14 protein-coding genes are annotated in these 22,180 nt (G+C 74.6%); 6 read left to right on the forward strand and 8 right to left on the reverse strand.

Features of this window, described 5'->3' with window-relative positions:
- Positions 1 to 5 precede the first annotated feature (5 nt).
- On the forward strand, positions 6 to 1,268 hold the full coding sequence (locus ACYQ8Q_RS42070) for an aminotransferase class V-fold PLP-dependent enzyme (protein WP_460072348.1): 1,263 nt from the start codon (positions 6 to 8) through the stop codon (positions 1,266 to 1,268).
- Here the strand turns inward: ACYQ8Q_RS42070 and ACYQ8Q_RS42075 are convergent.
- Together ACYQ8Q_RS42075 and ACYQ8Q_RS42080 are read right to left on the reverse strand one after the other, a co-directional pair.
- A complete protein-coding gene (locus tag ACYQ8Q_RS42075; protein ID WP_460072350.1) occupies positions 1,249 to 2,139 on the reverse strand; it encodes a hypothetical protein in 891 nt (296 codons plus the stop codon). The two genes, ACYQ8Q_RS42070 and ACYQ8Q_RS42075, sit on opposite strands and share 20 nt — an antisense overlap.
- Positions 2,136 to 3,794 carry a serine/threonine-protein kinase gene (locus tag ACYQ8Q_RS42080; protein WP_460072352.1) on the reverse strand — a complete coding sequence of 553 codons (1,659 nt, stop codon included), beginning with the start codon at positions 3,792 to 3,794 and terminating at the stop codon, positions 2,136 to 2,138. Before ACYQ8Q_RS42080 ends, ACYQ8Q_RS42075 begins: the two co-directional genes overlap by 4 nt.
- Before the next feature lie 200 nt (positions 3,795 to 3,994).
- Here ACYQ8Q_RS42080 and ACYQ8Q_RS42085 point away from each other — a divergent pair, with 200 nt between their 5' ends.
- The 4 genes from ACYQ8Q_RS42085 (at position 3,995) to ACYQ8Q_RS42100 (ending at position 8,755) form a co-directional block, all read left to right on the forward strand.
- On the forward strand, positions 3,995 to 4,687 hold the full coding sequence (locus ACYQ8Q_RS42085; protein ID WP_460072354.1) for an FG-GAP repeat domain-containing protein: 693 nt from the start codon (positions 3,995 to 3,997) through the stop codon (positions 4,685 to 4,687).
- A 211-nt stretch (positions 4,688 to 4,898) separates the two neighbouring features.
- Positions 4,899 to 5,306 (forward strand): hypothetical protein, encoded by a 408-nt coding sequence (locus ACYQ8Q_RS42090; protein ID WP_460072356.1) that lies wholly within the window; start codon positions 4,899 to 4,901, stop codon positions 5,304 to 5,306.
- Between the two features lie 766 nt (positions 5,307 to 6,072).
- The gene (gene ligA / locus ACYQ8Q_RS42095) at positions 6,073 to 8,193 is read left to right on the forward strand and encodes an NAD-dependent DNA ligase LigA (RefSeq protein ID WP_460072357.1); all 2,121 of its coding nucleotides are present in this window, start codon (positions 6,073 to 6,075) and stop codon (positions 8,191 to 8,193) included.
- A 28-nt stretch (positions 8,194 to 8,221) separates the two neighbouring features.
- Positions 8,222 to 8,755: an AAA family ATPase gene (locus ACYQ8Q_RS42100; RefSeq protein ID WP_460072359.1), complete on the forward strand. Its 534-nt coding sequence runs from the start codon at positions 8,222 to 8,224 to the stop codon at positions 8,753 to 8,755.
- 13 nt (positions 8,756 to 8,768) lie between these two features.
- Here the strand turns inward: ACYQ8Q_RS42100 and ACYQ8Q_RS42105 are convergent, their stop codons facing one another.
- The 5 genes from ACYQ8Q_RS42105 to ACYQ8Q_RS42125 all read right to left on the reverse strand — a co-directional run bounded on the left by ACYQ8Q_RS42105 (position 8,769) and on the right by ACYQ8Q_RS42125 (position 15,685).
- The gene (locus tag ACYQ8Q_RS42105) at positions 8,769 to 9,641 is read right to left on the reverse strand and encodes a PaaX family transcriptional regulator (protein WP_460072360.1); all 873 of its coding nucleotides are present in this window, start codon (positions 9,639 to 9,641) and stop codon (positions 8,769 to 8,771) included.
- Between the two features lie 52 nt (positions 9,642 to 9,693).
- On the reverse strand, positions 9,694 to 11,070 hold the full coding sequence (locus tag ACYQ8Q_RS42110; protein WP_460072362.1) for an alpha/beta hydrolase family protein: 1,377 nt from the start codon (positions 11,068 to 11,070) through the stop codon (positions 9,694 to 9,696).
- Complete coding sequence (locus tag ACYQ8Q_RS42115; protein WP_460072364.1) at positions 11,067 to 12,416, reverse strand: MFS transporter; 1,350 nt, start codon at positions 12,414 to 12,416, stop codon at positions 11,067 to 11,069. The genes ACYQ8Q_RS42110 and ACYQ8Q_RS42115 overlap by 4 nt, the downstream gene beginning before the upstream one ends.
- Positions 12,417 to 12,494: 78 nt before the next feature.
- Positions 12,495 to 14,168 (reverse strand): FAD-dependent monooxygenase, encoded by a 1,674-nt coding sequence (locus ACYQ8Q_RS42120; protein ID WP_460072366.1) that lies wholly within the window; start codon positions 14,166 to 14,168, stop codon positions 12,495 to 12,497.
- 38 nt (positions 14,169 to 14,206) lie between these two features.
- Positions 14,207 to 15,685, reverse strand: a complete 1,479-nt coding sequence (locus tag ACYQ8Q_RS42125; RefSeq protein WP_460072368.1) for a glutamate-cysteine ligase family protein — start codon at positions 15,683 to 15,685, stop codon at positions 14,207 to 14,209.
- A gap of 319 nt (positions 15,686 to 16,004) precedes the next feature.
- Between ACYQ8Q_RS42125 and ACYQ8Q_RS42130 the strand changes: the two genes are divergently transcribed.
- On the forward strand, positions 16,005 to 16,565 hold the full coding sequence (locus tag ACYQ8Q_RS42130) for a histidine phosphatase family protein (RefSeq protein WP_460072370.1): 561 nt from the start codon (positions 16,005 to 16,007) through the stop codon (positions 16,563 to 16,565).
- Between the two features lie 3 nt (positions 16,566 to 16,568).
- Here ACYQ8Q_RS42130 and ACYQ8Q_RS42135 read toward each other — a convergent pair whose 3' ends face one another.
- Positions 16,569 to 21,560, reverse strand: coding sequence for a hypothetical protein (locus ACYQ8Q_RS42135; RefSeq protein WP_460072371.1), 4,992 nt, complete (start codon positions 21,558 to 21,560; stop codon positions 16,569 to 16,571).
- Between the last annotated feature and the right edge of the window lie 620 nt (positions 21,561 to 22,180).

Raw genomic sequence — 22,180 nt, forward strand, 5'->3', positions numbered from 1 at the left:
ACACCATGAGCGAGGGTGACGTGCTCACCGCGCCCCGTCCGCTGACGCTGCCCGACGGCCGGCCCGCGACGGCGGGCTGGACCCTCGACCCCGGCCTGCGCCACCTCAACCACGGATCGTTCGGCGCGGTCCCGGGAGTGGCACAGGAACGGCAGAACGCGCTGCGCGCCGAGATGGAGCGGGCCCCCGTCGTCTGGTTCCCGACGTTGCCCGCACGGCTCGCGGCGGCGCGCGCGGAGATCGCCGACCGGCTGCGCACCGACCCCGGGGGCCTGGCGCTCGTCCCCAACACCAGCGCCGGAGCCAGCGTCGTCCTCGCCGCGCTCGCCGACCGGCCCGGCGGGGACATCGTGGTCACCGACCACGGCTACGGCGCCGTCACGATGGGCGCCGAACGGCTCGCCCGCCGCTGGGGCGGCCGGGTGCGCACCGCACGGGTGCCGCTCGCCGCCGACCCCGACCAGGCGTACCGGGCCGTGCTGGCCGCGGTGGACGACGAGGTCGCGCTCATCGTCCTCGACCAGATCACCTCCGCCACCGCACGGCTGATGCCCGTCGAGCGCGTCGCCGCCGAGGCGGCACGGCGCGGCATCACCCTGCTCGTCGACGGCGCGCACGCCCCCGGCCTCCTCGCCGCGCCCCTCGCGGGACTGGACTGCGACGCCTGGGTCGGCAACCTGCACAAATGGGGCTGCGCACCGCGCGGTTCGGCCGTGCTCGTCGCCCGCGGCCCCCTGCGGGACGAGCTCCACCCCCTGATCGACTCCTGGGGCGCGGCCGAGCCCTTCCCGGACCGCTTCGACCACCAGGGCACCCTCGACGCCACCGGCGCCCTGGCCGCGCCCACGGCGCTGCGCTTCATCGACGACACCTGGGGCTGGGACACGGCCCGCCGCTACATGGACGACCTGGCGGAGTACGGCGCCCGGGTCGTCGCGGCCGCCTTCGCCCGCTCCGGAACCCCGTCCGAACCCGTCGACGTGGGCATGCCCGTCCCCGGGATGCGCCTGGTCCGCCTGCCCGGCGGCCTGGGGGCGAGCCGGATCGCGGCCGACGCGCTCCGCGACCGGGCGCCCGCCGAACTGGGCGTCGAGGCCGCGTTCACCAGCTTCGACGGCCTCGGCTACCTCCGTCTGTCGGCCCATGTCTACAACACGCCCGAGGACTACGAGCACTTCGCCGAGACCTGCGTACCGGTCGTGGAACGCTGGGCCCGCGAGCAGTCCGGCCGGCGCGGACGCCGACCCGCTACGGACAGTCGTACGTGAAGGCGGCCCGTGCCGTCCTGGCGCCCGGGGACAGCACCCGCAGCTCGGCCGTCGCCGCGTAGTGGCCCGGCCCCTGGAAGGTCCACAGCAGATGCACCCGCACCTCCCGGCGGCCCTCGGCGACCGTGGCGTGCAGGACGTCGGACTCGGTGCCGTCGTTGCGGACCCAGCGGTAGGAGAGCCGGCCCGCGTGGCCGTCGGTGCGGACGATGCCGACGACGTCCGCCGTCGCGTCGCAGCCGGTGCTGTCCCGCTCGGCCGCCGCCGAGACGCCCCGTACCGAGAGGCCGGGCGTGTCGTACTGCCGCCAGAGCAGGAACAGGACGGCGGCGACCAGCACCAGCGCGGGCAGCGCGTGCCGGCGCAGACGGCGCAGACGGCGGTGACGGCGGACGGGGGGCGCGGCGGGCACGGTCACCGTGTGCACCCCGTACGCCGACCCCGCGGTCGCGCCCGGCCGGGCGGTGACGCCCGGCCCGAAACGCAGCACGGTCCCGTCGACCCGCCCACGCGGAAAGGCCTCGCCGCCACCTGAACCGGCCCCCGCCACCGCCGTACGGTCGTCGGAGCCGGGGTCCATCAACGCCGTACCGTGCTCGGACCGGTGGTCCAGCACCGCCGTACCGTCGGCCCGGTCGTCCAGCACCGCCGTACCATCCGCGGCCCCGGGGGCCATGACGGCCGTGCGGTCGTCGGTCGCGGGGGCGATCACCGCCGTGCGGTCGTCGGCCCCGGAGGCCATGACCGCCGTACCGTCGTCGGACCGCGCGTGCACCACGGTCGTGCCGTCCTCGCCGCGTTCGACCCAGAAGCTGTCCAGGGCGGTGGCGCTGTAGTCGTCCCGCTCGTAGTCCTCGTGAGGAGTGGTCATCGGAGCTGGCACCCCCGGGTCAGGAGTTGCTGGGAGGCGCCGCCGTCCGCGGAGGCGGGGCTGGTGGAGGCCTGCACGGTCCAGTAGCAGCCGGTTCCCTGGAAGGTGTGCTCGACGGTGAGCGAGTACTGACGGGCGCCGCTGCGCCGGTACGACTCGCTGCCCTCCGCCGTCCCCGCCTGTCCGGCCACGTTGCCCGTGAACCAGGCGAGGGTGATGGTGACGGGGCCGGTGCCGTCCGCGGTGACCGTGATGGTGGTGCTGGCGGTGGTGGTGCCCGTCTGCCGGAAGGAGGACACGGTCACGTCCTTGACGGCGGTGGCGGCGGACGGGGACGGCGACGGGGACGGGCTGCTCGTCGGGCTCGCGGAGTCGCTCGGGGCGGGCGCGGTCCAGGAGGCGTCCGGTGAGGCCGACGGGTCGGTGGCGACCGCCGACGGAGACGCGGAACCGTCACCGGCCGACTCCGACGGCGAGGCGCTGGGGAGGGCGGAGGACTCGGACGCCGACGGCGAGGCCGAGGCCGAGGCCGACGCCGTCGGTGGCGGGCCGGTGTCGGACACCTGGCTGGGGCTGGTCGTGGCCAGCGCCCGGGTCTCCTGCCGGGAGGCCGCTCCCGCGCCCTGGCCGACGCCCTGGCCCAGGAGGAGCGCGACGAGCACGGCGGCCGCCGCCACGGCCGCGCCCGGCACGGTGGGCCGCCACGGGCGCAACCGCCCGCCGGAGGCGCCCCCGCCGAGCACGGTGCGTGCCTCGTCGGTGGTGGTGCTCAGACCGGATCCGGTCCGGCCCGAGGGCAGGAGGAAGAGCAGCGACGCCACCAGGGCGGCCAGCCGTCCCCGGCCGCGTTCCTCCCAGTCCTCGCCGTACTGCCCCACGGCGGCCCGCTCCAGGTCGGCCACGAACTCCGACGCGTCCGAGGGGCGTTCCGCCGCCGTCTTGGCCAGTCCCCGGCGGACCAGGGCGCGCACGGCCTCGGGCACCTCCTCCACCGGGACGGGGTCCTCGGCGTGCTGCACCGCGAGCTGGGCCATGTTGTCGCCGGCGTAGGGCTTGTGGCCGGTCAGGCACTCGAAGAACGTGGCGGTGGCCGCGTACACGTCGCCGGTGGGCGAGGCCGGCGCGCCGGTCCACTGCTCCGGCGCCATGTAGGCCGGAGTGCCGGCCACGCCCGCGCTGAGGCCCGCGTCCACCGCGATCCCGAAGTCGACGAGCTTGGACGCGCCCTCCGGGGTGACCAGGACGTTCGCCGGCTTGTAGTCGCGGTGGACCACACCGGCCCGGTGGGCGTCGGCCAGACCGAGCAGCGAGCCCTTCAGGACGGCCAGCGCCGACTCCGGCGTCAGGGGACCCTCGCGGGCGAGCAGGGCCCGCAGGGACACGCCGTCCACCAGCTCCATCACGATGGCGGCGCCCTCGGTGCCCTCCACGTACTCGTAGAAGCCGGCCACGTACGGGCTGTGCAGACCGCCGAGCAGTTCCGCCTCGGCGCGGAAACCGCGCAGGAAACCGGGTCGCGTCCGCAGCGACTCGCTGAGGTACTTCACGGCCACCGGCACACCGGTCGGCTCGTGCAGGGCGAGCACCACCCGTCCGCCGGCTCCGGAACCCAGTTCCAGGGACTCGGAGTACCCCGGTACGGCCCATGTGCTCATCGCCACCCCCTCTCCACGGCGCGCCCGCGCCTTTCCGGCCCCGGGAACCGTCGGGCCACGGCTGCTGAGACACGTTTTCGGCCACCACGGTTGCACTCCCCGCCGTCGATCGCGAGGGGGCCGAACAACATCGGACCCGTGTGCGATAGTTGGGCGCCATGTTCTCCACGGCGCTTGATGGTCCGTACCGGACGAGACGCATGGGCAGGTTCACTCCGGGGGTCTTCGTCGCCGCGGGTCTGCTGTTCTTCACCGGCTGCGAGGATGTCCTGGGTCCGCCGCCCCCGCCCCCGGACGGGCCGTCCTCCGTCACGGCCTGTGTGACGGACTCCGGCGCACTCGTCGCGGACCTGAACGACGACGGCCGCGCCGACCGGGTCGCCGATCCGACGCACCAGGGCGTCGGCCTGGCCGTCACCTTCGGGTTCGGCACGCCGTACGAGAACAGGGCCGGGCGGCGCGCCCTCGCCGATCACGCCGGGACCCACCAGAACTACGTCCGGGCCGTCGTGGCCGACTTCGACCGGGACGGCTGGAGCGATCTGGTCGTCGTCGCCGGCCGGAACCAGTACGGCGACGACCCGGTCCCCCCGAACGTCGCCGAACTGCGCTTCGGCCCCTTCTCGAACACCGGCCGCGCCCGCCGGATCCAGCAACTGGACCTCGGCCCCACCAAGGACATCGAGGTCGCCGACTTCAACCACGACCGCTACCCCGACCTCTCGGCGTACACCTACGTCGGCGACGGCGTGTACGCCTGGGAGGCCCGCCTGGGCGAGCCCGGCCGCGGACTCGGTACCGACACCCGGGAGTTCACCGTCGACGACACGGGCCAGGCGGACCCGTCGTCCTTCCCGGCCACCGGCCTGGACCTCTTCTACCCCCGCTGCTGAAGGGGTTCGGAACGGGAGCCCGCTCCCGGCCGGGACCCCCGCCCTGCGTCTTACCCCCAGTACGGACAAAGCGGCGCATCCGGGAAGGCCTTCCCGTCGCGGCGCAACAGTAATGTCACTGTCGTGTTGAAGAATGCGCGGAACAGAGATCAACTTCGCTCCAACGGGGTAGACGGTGTACAGCCGTTGTCCCTGAAAGAGGTCGCCGCCCATGCCGCCCGCCGACGCTCCGCGCCTGTCCGACTCCCCTCGCCGCAACGCCCCGCTGACCCGGGCCGAGGCGGATGTTCTGCGGATCGTCAGTGATGCGAGCCATCCCGTCTTCGTGACCGTGCATACGAATGGGCGGCACCGGTACAGCTATTGGCGGCCGCTGGACTCCGTCACCGGCAAGGGCGGCTGCTATGTGGCCCTGCCGACCGCCGAGTGCGACCAGTTGCGCGCCACGGGCCGGATAACCCTGGGCGAGCCGGTCGCCGACCGGGGCCGCACGACCTACCGGGTGCGCGCCGTACGGCCCCAGGCGGCGCCCATGCGTCTCCAGGCCCCGCCCGTGTCACCGCCGGTGCCGGCCACCGTGCCGGTGCTCGCGGCACGGCGCCGGGCCCGCGCGGCCTGACCCACGTCGGCGGGGCGCGTCGTCGGGAGAGGCGGGAAGGGTCTCCAGCCGGGGGTCGGCCGGCAGACCGGCGATCAGCTCCGGCGACCCGCCGACGCACGTGCCGGCCAGGTCCACGTCCCCGCCCACGCACCAGGCCCGGTCCTCGGGCCACCACGGATCCGGCAGCTCGGCGAGCTCGTCCACGCGGACCGGCAGAGCGCCTCACCGAGCGACCCGGAGAGCAGCACCTCGTCCCGGCCGGGAGTGGGGAACGTGGGCGCCCCGGCGAAGTCCCGGCGGCCGTACCCCTCCCACTGGCCGAACCGGCAGCCGTCCGGCGTCCGCGTGCGCCGGGCCAGGACCGGACGAGGGCCCGCGCCACGACCGGCGGGGTCGGCCCCTCGTCGGGGTGCTCGTCCCACACAGCGGGCAGACCGTACTCCGACCCGTCGGAGTGGGCGCGGTCCACGGCGACGAGCCGGTGCCACCGCGCCCCCGGCCCGACCGTCCGACCGTCCGGCCGTACGCGGCGGCCATCTGTGACCAGCGCACCGGGCGCCCGTCGAGGGACGCCGGGTGCAGGACCCGTACACGGGAGGGGAAGCCCGGCGCGGCCACCCCGGCCACCGTGCCGAAGCCGCCGCCCCGCCCCGGCGCCCGCCGGGTCAGCCGGCCGGCCCCGGCTCCCCGGTGCACACCCGCAGGCGGCCGTACCACCGGCCGGCGGGGTCCCGTTCCGCCGCTCGCAGGGGCGTTGTCAGTGGTGGCAGGCAGGATGAAGGACATGACGACACCTGGTGCAGTTGCAGTGATTGCGGACGCCGAGGCCTACGCGCGTGCGGTGCGGGACGCGGTGCGGGCGGCCGCCGCCTACTACGCGGGCGGTACGTCGACCCTGGACGACGACGCCTACGACCGTCTGGTGCGCGCCATCGCCGAGTGGGAGGCCGGGCACCCCGAGGACACGCTGCCCGACTCGCCCACCGGAAAGGTCGCCGGCGGCGCCGCCGAGGGCGACGTGCCGCACACGGTCGCGATGCTCAGCCTGGACAACGTGTTCTCGCCGCAGGACTTCACCGCGTGGACCGCCTCACTGGCCCGCCGCGTCGGCCATGACATCACCCGGTTCAGCGTGGAGCCCAAGCTCGACGGCCTCGCGATCGCCGCCCGCTACACCGAGGGCCGCCTCACCCGGCTGATCACCCGCGGCGACGGGACGGCCGGGGAGGACGTCTCGCACGCGATCGGCACCATAGAGGGCCTCCCGGACCGGCTCACCGCACCCGTCACCGTCGAGGTGCGCGGCGAAGTCCTCATGACCACCGCCCAGTTCGAGCACGCCAACGAGGTGCGCACGGCACACGGCGGACAGCCCTTCGCCAACCCCCGCAACGCCGCCGCGGGCACCCTGCGCGCCAAGGACCGCGCCTACACCGTCCCCATGACCTTCTTCGGCTACGGCCTGCTGCCCCTGCCCGCCACCGAACCGGCGCTCGCCGAGTCCCTCGCCGACGCGGCGCACAGCGACCTGATGACCCTCACCGGCTCCTACGGCGTGCACACCACCGCCACCACCGCCGTCCCCGGCACCACGGCCGCCGACGCCGACACGGTGCTGGCCCGCGTCCAGGAGATCGCCGCGCTGCGCGCCGAACTGCCCTTCGGGATCGACGGGATCGTCGTGAAGGCCGACCTGGCCGCCGACCAGCGGACCGCCGGCTCCGGCTCCCGCGCCCCGCGCTGGGCGATCGCCTACAAGCTCCCCGCCGTCGAGAAGATCACCCGCCTGCTCGCGGTCGAGTGGAACGTCGGCCGCACCGGCATCATCGCCCCGCGCGGCGTCCTCGAACCCGTCGAGATCGACGGTTCCACCATCACCTACGCCACCCTCCACAACCCGGCCGACATCACCCGCCGCGATCTGCGCCTCGGCGACCACGTCATGGTCCACCGCGCCGGTGACGTCATCCCGCGCATCGAAGCACCCGTCGCCCATCTGCGCACCGGCGACGAACAGCCCATCGCCTTCCCCGAGTCCTGCCCCCGGTGCGGCGCCGGCATCGACACCGGCGAGCAGCGCTGGCGCTGTGAGAACGGCCGCAACTGCCACCTCGTCGCCTCCCTCTCCTACGCCGCAGGGCGCGACCAGCTCGACATCGAGGGCCTCGGCCACACCCGGGTGGTGCAGCTCGTCGAGGCGGGCCTGGTCGCCGACCTCGCCGACCTGTTCACCCTCACCCGGGACCAGCTCCTCGGCCTGGAGCGGATGGGGGAGACCAGCAGCGACAACCTCCTCACCGCGCTCGGCAGGGCCAAGGAGCGCCCGCTGTCCCGGGTGCTGTGCGCCCTCGGCGTGCGCGGCACGGGCCGCTCCATGTCCCGCCGTATCGCCCGCCACTTCGCCACGATGGACGCCCTGCGCGCCGCCGACGCCGAGGCGGTCCGGCGGGTCGAGGGCATCGGCACCGAGAAGGCCCCGTCCATCGTCGCGGAACTCGCCGAACTCGCCCCGCTCATCGACAAGCTCGCCGCGGCCGGCGTCAACATGACCGAGCCCGGCGCCACACCGCCGGCCGCCGCGGACACCGGGACCGCCGCCACGGACGGCGACGGCGACGGCGACGGTGACGCCCCGGCCGCCGCCGGTCCGCTCGCGGGGATGGCGGTGGTGGTCACGGGGGCGATGACCGGCCCCCTGGAGAAGCTCAGCCGCAACGAGATGAACGAACTGGTCGAACGGGCCGGCGGCCGCGCGTCCTCCAGCGTCTCCAAGAAGACCTCGCTGGTCGTCGCGGGAGAGGGCGCCGGGTCCAAGCGGACCAAGGCCGAGAGCCTGGGCATCCGCCTCGCCACCCCGGACGAGTTCGCCGTCCTGGTCGCGGACTTCCTCGGCCTGGGGGAGTGACGGGCCCGCCGGCGAGGTGACGCGCGTGATGGTGGGCACGGCACGGACCCGGCTCGTCCTGCTGCGCGGGAACTCGGCCTCCGGGAAGTCCTCGGTCGCGGCCGGTCTGCGCGAGCGCTTCGGACGAGGGCTGGCGCTGGTCGGCCAGGACAACCTCCGCCGGATCGTCCTGCGGGAACGGGACCGGCCGGGAGCGGCGAACATCGGCCTCATCGACACCGTCGCCCGCTACGCCCTCGACGCCGGCTACCACGTCGTCCTCGAAGGCCTCCTGTACGCCGACCGGTACGGCGACATGCTCGCGCGGCTGCGCGCCGACCACCGCGGCCCCACCCACGCCTACTACCTCCATGTGCCGTGGGAGGAGACGCTCGCCCGGCACGCGACCAAGCCGATCGCGCATGAGGTCGGCGAGCACGAGCTGCGGGAGTGGTACCGGGAGCTGGACCTGCTGCCCGGCGGTGCCGAGACCGTCATCGGCGCCGAAAGCAGTCTCACCGAGACCGTCGACCGGATCATGCGCGACACCGGTCTGGACGGCGTTGCGGCCCTGGAGCCTTGAGGGCGGCGGCCGTTCAGCGCGGCGGCGCGGTCTCCAGCAGTTCACGGGCCGCCCGCAGGGCGGGTGCCTCGGTCTGCCGGGCCACCTGACGGAACGTCTCCTGGGCGGCGCGGGCCGGCCAGGCGGGCGGCAGATGGCGGGCGGGGAGCCGGGGGTCGGTGCGGATGGTCCACAGCCATTCGCTGACCAGCCGCAGCCGGGTCCCGATCGGATCCTCCCCGGAGCCGGCGCCCAGATGCGCGGTCCAGCGCTTGTCGAAGGTGACGTACCGGGCGGCGATGCTCTCCAGGTCCCAGGTGTCGCGGATCATCAGCTCGATGTCAGTGGCCTGCCCGGCCCGCGCGTGGAAGATCTTGACGTGGTCCGCGAGCCCCAGCTCGTCGACCACGGCGGACACGTCCACGTCGCCCGGGGCGATCCACAGTCCGCTGTACAGCGCACCGAACCCGGACCAGGCGAGCCGGGAGCGCAGATCGTGGCGCTGGCGCTTCCAGGAGTCGGGGAGGGAGAAGCCCAGCAGGGTCCAGGAGCCGTCCCAGTCGTCGTTGACCGCGCCCTGCCCCCAGATGCGGGTGCGGCCGTCGTGAAGGATGCGCGTGGCGTGCGGGGTCAGGCCGAAGTACATCCGCCGGCCCTCCCGCTGGCGCCGCAGCAGACCCCGGTTGACCATCCGGGTCAGGGTGGACCGTACGGCCTGCTCGCCGACCCCGACCCGGCCGAGGACGTCGATGATGCTGCCCGAGTAGACGCACAGGTCGCCCTCCTCCAGCACGTGATTGCCGAAGAAGGCGAGCATGAGCGACTGCGGGCGCGACTGCGGGGCGTCCGCGGTGTCGTCGTTCGGGATGCCGTCGTTCGGGGTGTCCGGGATGTCGTTGTCCGCCACGGGAGCAAGCGTACGACCGCCCGCGGGTCCTGCCGCGGGCGGTCGTACCAGGTCACCGGCCGTCGGCCGGGTGGGCAAGGTCGTAGGGCCGCAGATACGGGGTGGGGCGGTAGGCCGTGTAGCGGGCGGGGGTCGTGGGATCGGCCGCCGCCGCACGGGAGTTGAGCGAACCGGCGTCCGTCGCCGGCCAGCGACCGGTGGTGAGCCGGTCCTCCAGGGTGTGCAGGGCGGCGAGCTGCTCGGCGGCGCTGAAGGTGCAGTGCCCGGCGTTGTCGGTGTACGCCTGCCGCAGCAGCGCCGACGACCCGGCGGCGGTGACGGCCCGGCGCAGGGCGCTCTCGGTCTGCACCGGGACCAGGGCGTCGCCGATCGTGTGGACGGAGAGCTGCGGCTTGGTCAGCTTCCCGGTGAAGGAGCTGGTCCGGCTCATCCAGGCGACGGCGTCCGGGTCGGCGCCGACGCGCGGGGCGCGGTTGAGGGCCGCGAGGTCCTCGCGCAAGGACATCCCGGCCTCCTTGTACAGCTCGGTGACCTCCTTGCGCACGGACGACCGGGCGAGGAGCCGCGCGTAGTCGACGCCGGTGTTCCAGGACATGGTGCCGCCGGCGCGGGCCTCGGCCTCCTGCCGCCGGTTGAAGCCGGCGTTCAGCAGGCCCCTGACGGCCGTGTACTGGTTGGCCTGCTGGGTGTCCCAGTCCGTCGCCGCGGGGCGGACCTGGGTGGGCTGGTTCCAGACGGGGATGTTGTGCAGGGCGGCGGCGAGCGCGATCCGGGCCCGGCCCGCGGCGGTCGTCTGCGCGGAGTCGACCGCCGCGGTCAGCGCGGTCGCCGCGGCGGTGGCGCTCTCCTGGTCCGGGAGGTCCACGAGCGGGATGCCGGAGTCCGGGGCGAGCAGGGTCTTGAGGGCGAAGACCGGGTCGAGGGTGTTGTTCCAGTTGGCGACGCCGCCGTGGACGAGTCCGCACAGGGAGAGCGAGCCGTCGATGCGCTGCGGGGCGCGCTCGGCGATGGCGGTGGTGACGAGTCCGCCGTACGACCGTCCCCAGGCGATCGTGCGGGAGGCCGCGCCGAACCGCTCGGCGAAGACACCGAGGGTGGCGAGCTGGTCGGGGACGGCGTCGGTGACCGCCCAGCCGGTGGTGGCGTAGGACGAGCCGACCAGGGCGTAACCCTGCTGGAGGAGCAGCGCCTTGGTCGCGTCGTCGGGGGCGTCCTGGGCGGGGTTGGCCGGGCCGGCCGCGTAGCCGTGGCTGAACAGCAGGACCGTGCCGTTCCAGTCGGCGGGGACGTCCATCAGGTACGTCGCCCCGGAGGGGAGCCGGCCCTCCACCCGGGCCGGCTCGGCCGTCGCCGCCCGGGCGGTCGCCTGCGGTGCGGTCAGTAAGAGCAGGAGCGCGGCCACGGAGGCGGTGCGGGTGCGGATCGTCATGCGGTGATCTCCTGGGCGTGGGGGGCAAAGGAGCTCTCGGCGGAGTCGCCGGAGAGGGACGTACGGCTGGTCTCGCGGACGAAGCACACGGTCAGCGCGGTGACGAGCGAGCCGCCGCAGAGCAGCAGGGCGACGGGGGTGCCGCTGTGGCTGCCGGCGACCAGGCTGCCGGCGATCATGGGGGAGAAGCCGGCGCCGATCAGGGTCGCGCCCTGGTAGCCGAGGGAGGCGCCCGTGTAGCGGACCCGGGTGCCGAACATCTCGCTGAACAGGGCGCCCAGCGGCCCGTACATCGCGGACTGGGCGATGCCGTGGCCGAGGACGACGGCCAGGATCAGCAGGCCCGGCGACTTCGAGTCGACCAGCGCGAGCACGGGGAAGGCGAGTGCCGCCGAGAGAAGGGCTCCGGCGAGGACGACCGGGCGGCGGCCGATCCGGTCGGACAGCGTGGAGACGCAGGGCAGGACGACCAGGGCGACGGCGGCGGAGACCGTGAGCGCGGTCAGCACCTGCGGCCGGGCGTAGCCGATGCCGGTGGCGTAGGCGATCAGATAGCTGGTCAGCAGCGACTGGGCGGTGAAGGCGCCGATGCCGACACCGCAGGCCAGCAGCACCGGGCGCGGCCGCCGCAGGACGTCGAGGACCGGCAGCCGGGCCTCGGTGCGCCGCTGCTTCACCTCGGCGAAGAGCGGGCTCTCCACCACCCGCAGCCGGACGAACAGCCCGACGCCGAGCAGCAGCACACTGAGCAGGAACGGCACCCGCCAGCCCCAGGCGGTGAACTCGTCCTTCGGCAGGGTGACGACGAGGGCGACGACGGCGGCGGAGATCAGGGAGCCGAGCGGGGCCCCCATCTGCGTGAAGCTGGACCACAGGCCGCGCCGCCGTTCCCCGGCGTGCTCGACGACCATCAGCGTGGCGCCGCCCCACTCACCGCCGATGGCGATGCCCTGCACCACCCGCAGGGTGATCAGCAGGACGGGCGCCCAGACGCCGATGGTGTCGTACGTCGGCAGCAGACCGATGACGAAGCTGGCGCCGCCCATCAGGCCCATCGTGAGCAGCAGCATCGACTTGCGGCCGAGGCGGTCGCCGAAGTGGCCGAAGAGGATGCCGCCGAGCGGGCGGGCGACATAGCCGGCGGCGAAGGTGCCGAACGCGGCGATGGTGCCGACGGCGGGATCGGCCCCGGGGAAGAACAGTTCACCGAAGACGAGGGCGGCGACCGTGCCGTAGACGAGGAAGTCGTAGAACTCCACGGCGGTGCCGAGCAGTCCGGAGAGGGCGACCCGGCGCAACTGGCGGGTCTGTTCGGGGGAGGGGGTGCGGGTGGGGGACGGGGACATCGCGGTCTCCCTTGAGCGAGGGGAGGGACACCGTGAAGTTAGGCTCTCAGATGATGGCCGTCAATAAAGTGCACAACATCAGTCGTGGGCGTGGCCGGATCGGAGCGTCGCGAGGTGGCCGGACAGGGCGGCGGCGGTCTCGGTGAGCGGGAAACGCGCGCCGAGATGCCCGTCCGGGCGGACGACGAGACCGGTCGGGCCGTCGAGCCGGTACAGCCGGGCGAACTCCCCGCCGGTGTCCCGGTACGCGGCGACGGTCAGCGTGTCGGGGGCCACCACGGCGGCCTCGCGGGCGAGGACGGCCACGGTCGCCGGCCGGGCCGCGGCGTTCCCGCTCGCCGCCCGCAGCGGTGCCACGACGGTCTCGACGGCGTCCGCCGCCTCGTCCAGGTCGCGGGCGTGGGCCGCGTACAGGAGCACGACGAGCCCGGCGCGGCCGCGCAGGACGTCGAGCAGCCGCAGCGGGAACGCCGCCAGGGGCAGCGTCAGCCCGGTGCAGTCGGGTGCCCGGTCGCCCGGCTGGGGCGCGTCGGCGGGCCCGTACGGCCGGCCGGCGAGCGGGCCGCCCCGGTAGCCGACCAGCAGCTGGGCCTCCCGCAGCACGACCGTCCGGGGGTCGTCCGGGTCGGCCTCGAAGCCCTGTGTGGCGTGCCGCACCGTCCGTCCGACCACCTCCTCGCCCACCGGACGGCGCTCGGCGTCGTACGTCTCCAGCAGCGCGGGCCCGGCCTGCCCCCGGACCACGAGGGCGAGCTTCCAGGCCAGGTTGCAGGCGTCCTGGATCCCGGTGTTCATGCCCTGGGCGCCGGTGGGCGGATGGATGTGGGCGGCGTCGCCCGCGACGAAGACCCGCCCGGCGCCGTACCGGTCCACGATGCGATGGCTGATCCGGAACACCGAGGACCAGCGCAGCCGGGAGAGGGTGGCCGGCTTCGGGGCGAGCCGGTCGACGACGGCCTGGAGATGCGGCAGTCCGGGGGCCCGTCCGCCCTCCAGGCCGTGCGCCACCCCGTCTCCCCGGCCGGACGCCCGCGTGGACAGCTCCGGCGGCACCAGCATCGACATGCGGTACCGGCCGGCCCCCGGCAGCGGGATGCACACCAGCACATCGTCCGTGCTGCCGTCCTCGGCGCGATGGCTGGACCGCAGTCCGTACCCGTGCGGCAGATCCCAGTCCGCCTCGACGTCGCCCAGCATGTACTCCTCCGCGAAGGCGTCCCCCTCGAAGGCGAGCCCCAGCCCCTTGCGGACCGTGCTGTGCGCCCCGTCGCAGCCCACGAGATACCCCGCCCGCAGCTCCTGCTCGGCACCGGAGGCGGTCCGCAACCGGACGGTCACCCCGTCCGGGTCCTGGCCGAAGGACAGCAGCTCGGTACCGCGCTCGACGACCGTGCCGAGTTCCGCGAGGTACTCCTCCAGCAGCCGTTCGGTCGTGTACTGCGGCAGCGCGGCGAAGCCGTACGGCACCTCGGGCGGCAGCGTCGTCTCGATGCGCGCCGTCTCCCGGCCGTTGACGTGGACGAGCTGGCCGCGCAGCACGGCCGCCGACTCCAGGACCGTTCGGGCCAGGCCCATCCGGTCCCAGAGCTCCAGGGTGCGCGGCTGGATGCCGACCGCCTTCGCGTACGGCAGCCGGGCAGGGAGCCGGTCGACCAGCCGGCACCGGACACCGTGCCGGCCCAGCTCGGCGGCGGCGCTGAGCCCGACCGGGCCCGCCCCCGCGATCAGCACGTCGACGGTCGGTGTGCCCACGGGTGCCTCCAGGTGCCTGAGGGCGCTTCAGCGACCGGTCAGTCGACCGGCCAGGTGTGCACGGGGGCGTTGAGATGCATGTAGTCGATGTACTGCTGGGTCATCAGCCGCAGCGCCTCATGACGGTCCAGGTGCGCGGCCGTGCCGATGCGGTGGAACATCTCCTTCTGCCAGACCGCCCCGTTGCGGACGGTGACACAGCGCTGCTCGATGACGCCGAGCAGCGGCTCCCGCCAGGCCGCGTCCATGCCCGACAGCTCCAGTCCGCGGTGCGCCAGCGGCAGCAGCCGACGCAGGACGAGTTCCGGCACCGGCACCTCGCCCATGCCCGGCCAGTACAGCGGGGCCTCGATGCCGTGGCGGGCGGCCGTGTGCAGATTGTCCTCGGCGGCCTGGAACGACATCCGCGACCACACCGGCCGCTCCTCCTCGACCAGGGCGCGGGTGAGCCCGTAGTAGAACGCGCCGTTGGCGAGGGTGTCGGCGACGGTCGGCCCGGCCGGCAGACAGCGGTTCTCCACCCGGACGTGCGGCTCGTCGTGGGCCACCGCGTAGACCGGGCGGTTCCAGCGGTAGATGGTGCCGTTGTGCAGGGTCAGCTCGCCCAGCTCCGGGATGTCGCCCTCGTCGAGGGTCCGGGCCGGGTCCTGCTCGTCGCACAGCGGCAGCAGCGCGGGGAAGTAGCGCAGATTCTCCTCGAACAGGTCGAACACACTGGTGATCCACCGCTCCCCGAACCACACCCGGGGCCGTACGCCCTGCGCCTTGATCTCCTGCGGGCGGGTGTCGGTGGCCTGCTCGAACAGCGGGACACGGGTCTCGTGCCACAGCTCCTTGCCGAACAGGAACGGCGAGTTGGCCGCCAGCGCGACCTGGACCCCGGCGATGGCCTGGGCGGCGTTCCAGTAACCGGCGAACTCCTGCGGGGAGACCTGGAGATGGAACTGGGTACTCGTGCAGGCCGCCTCCGGGGTGATCGTGTCGGCGTAGGTGCGCAGCCGGTCGACCCCGTCCATCTCGATCCGCAGATCCTCGCCGCGCGCCGCGAACACCTGGTCGTTGAGCAGCCGGTAGCGCGCGTTCTCCGACAGGGTGTCCTCGCCGACGTCCTCCTGGCGCAGGGTGGGCAGGATGCCGATCATGATGAGCCGGGCGTCGGCTGTCCTGGCCCGCTGGTCGGCGTGGTTGAGCGCGTCCCGGATCTCGGACTCCCAGGCGTCGGGGCCGCCCTCCGTGAGCCGCCGGGGCGGCACGTTGATCTCCAGGTTGAACCGGCCCAGCTCGGTCGACCACGCCGGGTCCGCGATGGCCTCCAGCACCTCGCTGTTGCGCATCGCCGGCTCGGCCTCGTCGTCGACCAGGTTCAGCTCGATCTCCAGCCCCACCCGGGGCCGCTGCGAGACGAACCGCTCCTCGCGCAGCATCTGCGCGAGGACCTCCAGGCACTCCTGCATCTTGATCCGGTAGCGGCGACGGTCCTCGCGGGTGAAGACCAGCGCCGGGACATCACGCCCCATCGATCCTCCCGGCTGCTCCGAGGACGCCCCTCACCTCCAGAATCCCACCACCCCTCGCCGCTGACCATGCGAGCCGGCCCGAGGGGGAGCCGCCGGGGCCCTCGGGGCTTCCCCGGGCCGCTCAGGGCATGCTGCGGCGGCTCGGGGCACTCTTCTGGCCGGCTCGGCTCGCTCGGCGGCTCTGGGCTTCCTCCTTCTGGCTGCTCGGCGCCCGCTCGGCCGCTCGGGGCTTCCTTCCGGCCTCGGCCTGCTCGGCTGCTCGGGCCTGCTCGGCCGCTCGGGGTTCCCCGCGGTCGCGTTCCCGTGCTTGCCTGGAGGCATGGGAGTGGAGATCGTCTACGAGACGCACGCCACGACGACCGACAATGAGGCCGGGATCGCCACGGGGTGGCTGCCCGGGGAGCTCTCCGAGGCCGGCCGGGCGCAGGCGAGGGAGCTGGGGATGCGGCGCCGGGACGACGGGATCGACGTCGTCCTCGCCTCCGACCTGCGGCGGGCCGTGGACACCGCGCGGATCGCGTTCGAGGGGACGGCGATGCCGGTCCGGCACGACCGCCGGCTGCGGGAGTGCGACTACGGCGAGTTCAACGGCTGCCGGGTCGCCGACCTCGCGGCGCTCCGCTCCCGCCACATCGACGTGCCGTTTCCCGGCGGCCAGAGCTACCGCCAGGTCATCGAGGCGACCGAGGACCTCCTGCGCGACCTGGCCGCCGAGCGGGACGGGCAAAGGGTCCTGGTCTTCGCCCACTCGGCGAACCGGTGGGCCCTCGCGTGCCTGCTGGGCGGAGCGTCGATCGAGGACCTCGTCGACGCCCCGTTCCGGTGGCGGCCGGGCTGGGAGTACACCCTTGGGACAGGGGCGCGGACCAGGTCACGGTGAGGGTCACTCGGCGTCCGGGCGGGTGCGGAGGTGGTTCTGCGGGTCCCGCAGCAGCTCGGCGTGGTCCGGGTCGGCCAGCATGCGGCGGACCGCGGGTGCCGGCATCCGGACGACGACCGGCTCGGGCAGTGTCACGTCCTGCACGGCCGTCGACCGCTTGCCGGAGCGCACCCGGTCGGTCACCTCCGCCACCACCCGCACGTCCAGCGTGAACTGCACCAGCACCGCCTCGGACTTGGGCTTGTGCAGCGGCAGGGAACCGGACGCGTTCACGGCGGTGGCGGTGGCGCTGCCGGACCCGTCCACGGTGCCCAGGAACTGGTTCATCCGGAACTCGTCGGCGTTCAGCGTGCCCGCGCCGAACAGACCGCGCGCCGACCGGCCGTGCTCGTTGGCCTGCTGACCGTCCGCACCCGTCGGGCGGGGCGCGTCCAGCCCGCTCTGCGCCACCGTCTCGAAGGTCATCTTGTCCCCGACGCCCAGCACCCGCCCCGCGCGCAGCCTGGCGTGCAGCGAGGTGCGCAGGTCCTGCCCCGTGGCACCGGTCGCGTGCACCGGCGGAAGATCCACGCCCGCCGAGGTCAGCAGGGGCAGGGCCGCGATCAGCCACTCCGTGGACACGGCCTCGCGCAGCAGATGGAACGCCGCCTCGCCGCCGGTGCGGAACCGCGCGCTCCCGCCCGCCCGCTCGACCGCGTCGTCCACCGCCTGCCGCACCCGGGGCGTGCCCGTGAACCCGTTGACCTGCGCCTCCATGGGCAGCCGGGCCCCCGTGCGGCGCCACGGGCCGAGCCGGTCGGCGCTCCCCTCCGCCGGGTCGGCCGCGTGCCGGCCGACCTGTTGCGGCGGCACCGGCGCCAGCCGCGAGAGGGCCCGCAGGTCGGACTCCAGGACGCGGTGCGTCAGGCGCAGACCGTCCAGACGCGCCAGGGCGATCCGGCGGTTGCCCGAGAAGATCTGCAGGCTCGCCTCGATCGGCACGTGCATCCGGGCCGACCGCGCGGCCGACGCCTCGGCGACGGTCTTCACCCCGAGCTGGGCCCGCCCGACGCTCGTCGACCGGCGCGCGTCGCTCGCCGAGAGGCCGAGCCCGGCGGCCGCGCCGACGCTCTTCACCTGACCGGTGCCGCCGTCCGGCTTCCCGGAACCCGCGAGGACCGCCTCGACGCCCCGGGTGTCGCTCTCGTCGTGGGCGGCGGCCCGCTGGGCGGCGGCGGAGGTGATGTACTCCATGTCCCGGCCGTCGGACGCCGTCTCGAGGAAGCTGCCCCGCCCGGTCCTGCGGATGCCGAACACCGCCCGGTAGGGCCGCTTGCGCCCGTCGAACAGCTCGACGTCCACACCCCCGTCCATGGCGCTCGACAGCAGACCCGCCGAACCGTCCCGGTCCAGCACCCGCAGCAGCCGCTGGACATTGTCGTTGCGGTCGGTCAGCCGGGTGCGCGGCAGCAGATCGTCGGCGAGCGAGGCCCCCAGCCGGCCGCGGATCCGCTCCAGCAGCGGCACGAAGTCCGGCAGGTCCTCGATCATGCCGAAGCCGAGGGGGAGCGATTGAGCGAGGCCCGGGACGGTGACCGGCGGCAGCAGGGACGAGCCCGCCGCCGCGCCACCGGAGGTCTCCGGGGCACGGCTCTTCCCGGCGGCCTTCGCGCCGCCGTCCCGCTCCGCCGGCGAGGTGCCCGACCCGGAGGCGGCCGCGCCCCCGCGGCCCTCCTCGCCCGGCACCCTCAGCCCCGCCGCCCGCAGCTGCCGCTCGGTCAGCCACACGCCGACGGCCGCCGGCACCGTACGCCCGCCCCGTGCCACGTTGGGATCGCCGCCGGCCACCGCGACCTCGGCGACCATCCGCACCACCAGATCGCACTGGACCAGGTACAGCGGGCTCTTGCGCGAGGTGTGCGCATTGCGTTCGACGGTGCCGACCAGGGTGGACGCCGTGGTGTCGCCGCCGGCCAGGGAACGGCTGGCCGTGACCCCCTCGGCGACCCGCCAGTCGGTGCCGTTCTCGGCCCCGGTCAGGCCGCCCTGGGCCGAGACCGTGCGGCTCGTGCCCTCCTGACCCGTCACCTGGTGTCCGCCCAGGACGAAGGTCTCGGTGCCCGCCCCCGTGCCCCGGTGGACGACCCGGGGCGCGGTCAGCGCGAGGCGGGTGCCGACCGCGCCGTTCAACGCGGCCAGCCGCCGCGCGTACCGCAGGTTCTGCACCACCCAGCCCGCGGAGACGGCCTGCCGCAGCGCCGCCGTCACCGCCTGGGGAGCGAACCGCTCCTCGATCGCCAGCCGGGGGGCCAGCCCCTCCGTCTGGAGCGCCCGGTCCTCCCGCGCCTCCCGGTTGCGGGCGGCCGCCCGTGCCAGCAGCTCGAACGCCAGGTCCCGCAGCGGCTGCCCGTCCCCGACGGTCTCCACCAGCGTCCAGTCCCGCACGCCCCGTACACCCGGCTGCCGTGGGGCGAGGCCGGCCAGGTCGCCGATGCCCGCCGCCGCGAAGTCGCCCGGTGCGCCGGCCCGGCCGGCCGTGCGCGCGGCGGTCGCGGTGTCCAGCCGGCCCTTGGCCTCGCCGTCCAGGGTGAACGCGGTGGGGGTGAGCAGCCGTACGTCCTGCGCGTCGAGGGGCAGCGTCGTCAGCTCCTCGGCCTCGGGCACGTCCCTGCCCGGAGCGCCGGGCGTGAGGGAGCGGGCCGCCTTGCGCTGTCGGGTCGTCATCGTCACACCGACGTTCAGGCTCAGGGCGCCGCCGAACACGCTCGCGTCCTCCGACCCGTTGGTGAGGACATCGGTGCGCAAGGTCGGCCCCGCCTGGCCGCGCCGGGTCGTCGTACGGCCCTTCTCGCCGCGCGCCGACAGGGTGAGCGCGCCCGGGACCAGCCGGAACTGCCCCAGCGCCATCCCGCCGACACTGCGTGAACTGGCGCGCCCGCTCTGGAGGTTGCTGGTGACACCGGAGTGGCTGCGCACCAGCCAGTCCTTGATGTCGCCCAGATGGCCGCTCTCCCGGAGCGAACCGGTCACCTTCAGCTGCACGTCGTGGGTGTGCAGGCGGGACTTGCGGCGCAGCCGCACCCGGATGCCGGTCGACAGCAACTGGTCCTTGTGCACACGCAGGTTGGTCTCCGACAGGGCGGTGACCAGTTCGCGGTAGTTGCGCCGCTGGACCTCCGCCTCCTCCGCGCTCGGCTCACGCGCCTGCGCCTCCTCGCCGAAGGCGGGCAGATAGCCGACGAGCCGGGCGTCCGTGGTGAACAACTCCCGTACGGCCCGCATCATCGGCGCGGTGTCCAGCCGGCTGATCGCCACACTGGAGCCCATCGCGCCGAAGGGCAGATGCCGTACGACGTGCTCGGGGGCCTCGGCCCGCTCATCCGCTGCTCCGGCCTTGCCCTTCGGGTCTCCCTCCTCCTGCCGCCGCTCGCCCTCGGTCTCCCGCGGGAGCTGTGGCGGACGCCTGACGAACTCCCCGGCGGTCACGCCCTCCGGCAGCGGCAGCCCCAGCTCCCGGGCCTCGTCGGCGCGCAGGCTGATCCAGACCTGCAGGGCGTGCTGTGCCGTACGGCCGCCGCCGCGGGCCCGGGTGAGGGGCGACGAAGGGCCGGTGCCCTCGATCGTGAAGAGCACGGTGCCCAGATAGAGCACCTTGTCGCCGCGCACCTCCGCGCCCTGCCGGCTGGACACGGTCTGCTCGGCCACGCTGAACCGGCTCTGGCGCGCACCCACGACGGGCATCACGGTTCCCCGGACGGCCGCCGCGTTGCCCAGGACCCCGAACCCGCCCGCCGGGCCGACGCCGAAGGCGCCGCCGCGCCCCTTGCCCGCGGTGTCCGTCACCCCGTGCTGCACCTGCTGGTGGGTGCGCAGCTGGGTCTTGCCGGTGCTCCAGCCGGGGGCCAGGGCGGTGATCGTGGCGTGCATCCGGTAAGTGCCGGTGGTGGTGCCGTCCCGGCTGGTCAGGTCCTCGCCCACGATCCCGTCCCGCAGCAGCCGCGGCAGGTCCTCCAGCACGGTCGCGGTGGCCGTGGCCTCGTACAGCCGGGCCCGGCCGGGGGCGCCGGGCCAGGTCAGCGACGGGTGCAGGGCCGAGGCGACCGCGTCGAACAGCCCGCCCCCGCCCTGGTGCGGTCCGGCGGTGTCGGAGACGGCGAGCGGGGCCATGGAGTCGGCGAGCGACACCGCCCGCGCGGCGTCGGCGGCCACCGGGGCGGGGCGGGGCGCCGGCCCGGCGGCGGCCGGCACCAGGTGCTCCACCGGCACCCGCATGGTGAGCGTGCCGGGCCCGTCGAAGTGCCGGGCCTCCCGTGCGCCGTCCTTCATGATCCGCACGCGGTAGCGGACCTTGCGCGGCACCTCGACGGACCCCTTGTCGCTGCGCAGCACGCGCGGCTCCGCGATGTTCCGCTGGCTGCGGGAGTCCCGGGAGGACTGGAACGGCTGGGCGTTGACGGTCGCCGCTCCGCCGACCCAGACGCCCGGCGCCACCGGCGCCATCCCGAACGCGGTGAAGGCCGCGCCCTTCGACGCGGACGAGCCCGTGCTCTGGGCGACCGTGGCGGCGGTGTTGTGCTGCACGTCCACCTTGGTGGCGGCGTCCTCGGCGCCGGGACCCTCGGGGGAGAAGAGGGCGTGCCGGTCGTCGTCGGCGCGGGCGACGCGGACCGTGACGTCGTAGCGGTCCGCGCCGCGCGCACCGGTCACGGCGAAGGCCCGGCCGCTCCCGTAGAAGGACTCGGGCCGCCCGGCGAGTTCGGCGGCGATCTCCGCGACCACGCCGTCGCGGCGCCCGACGGTGTCGGCCAGGGTGGTGGTGACGAACGCGGCACCGGTGAGGCCGTACGCCGTGGACAGCCCGGGCGCCGTCATGTCCCGCAGATACGGCGGGAGTTCCAGGGCTCCCTCCTCGACGACGGCCGGCAGCGCCGGCATCGGGGACCGGCCGCGGGCGGTGGACGTCCCCGCCCCGCCCAGGGCCGCGACGGTCGCCGCGTTGCCCGCCGTCTGCTGCAACCCCAGCAGGGGGTTCGGGCGACCGTTCCGGCCGGCCGGGCGAGGTGCCGGAGCCGTCAGAGAGGATCGGGGGGTGCCGTGGCGGTCGTGGTCCGCCTGGAGTGGATCTCGCACGCGCGTCAGCGTAAGGACGCCCGGCGTCGCCCGAGGCCTGCGTGCCGAGTGTTCAACTGCCGTACGCCGGAGGGTCGTTCGCACCACCACCGGGAGGGCTCCCGGCGGGCGCGGGTCCCGGCCTCCCGGCTCGGGGTGCGCCCGTGCGCGGGCCGTCGCAGACTGGCCGGGTGAGCCGAACGCACCCGCGACCCGGCGAGAGCGCGCTCGGCGCCGGCCGCGCGGCCTCCCAGCCGCTGGCGCTCGCCGCCATGATGTTCGCGGTCCGCCAGGGTTGACCAGGGTGGTCCGCCTCCTCCGGGCTCGCCCGCCTGGGTTGGTCAGGGTGGTCCGTCTCCTTCGGGCTCGGGTGGCCTCGCTCACCGGGGTTGGCCAGGACGGTTCGCCCTCTTCGGGCTTGGGCGGCTTCGCCTGCCGGGGTTGGTCGGGGTGGTCCGTCTCCTCCGGGCTCGCCCGCCGGGGTTGGCCAGGACGGTTCGCCCTCTTCGGGCTTGGGCGGCTTCGCC

Source organism: Streptomyces sp. YKOK-I1 (genome assembly GCF_054660435.1).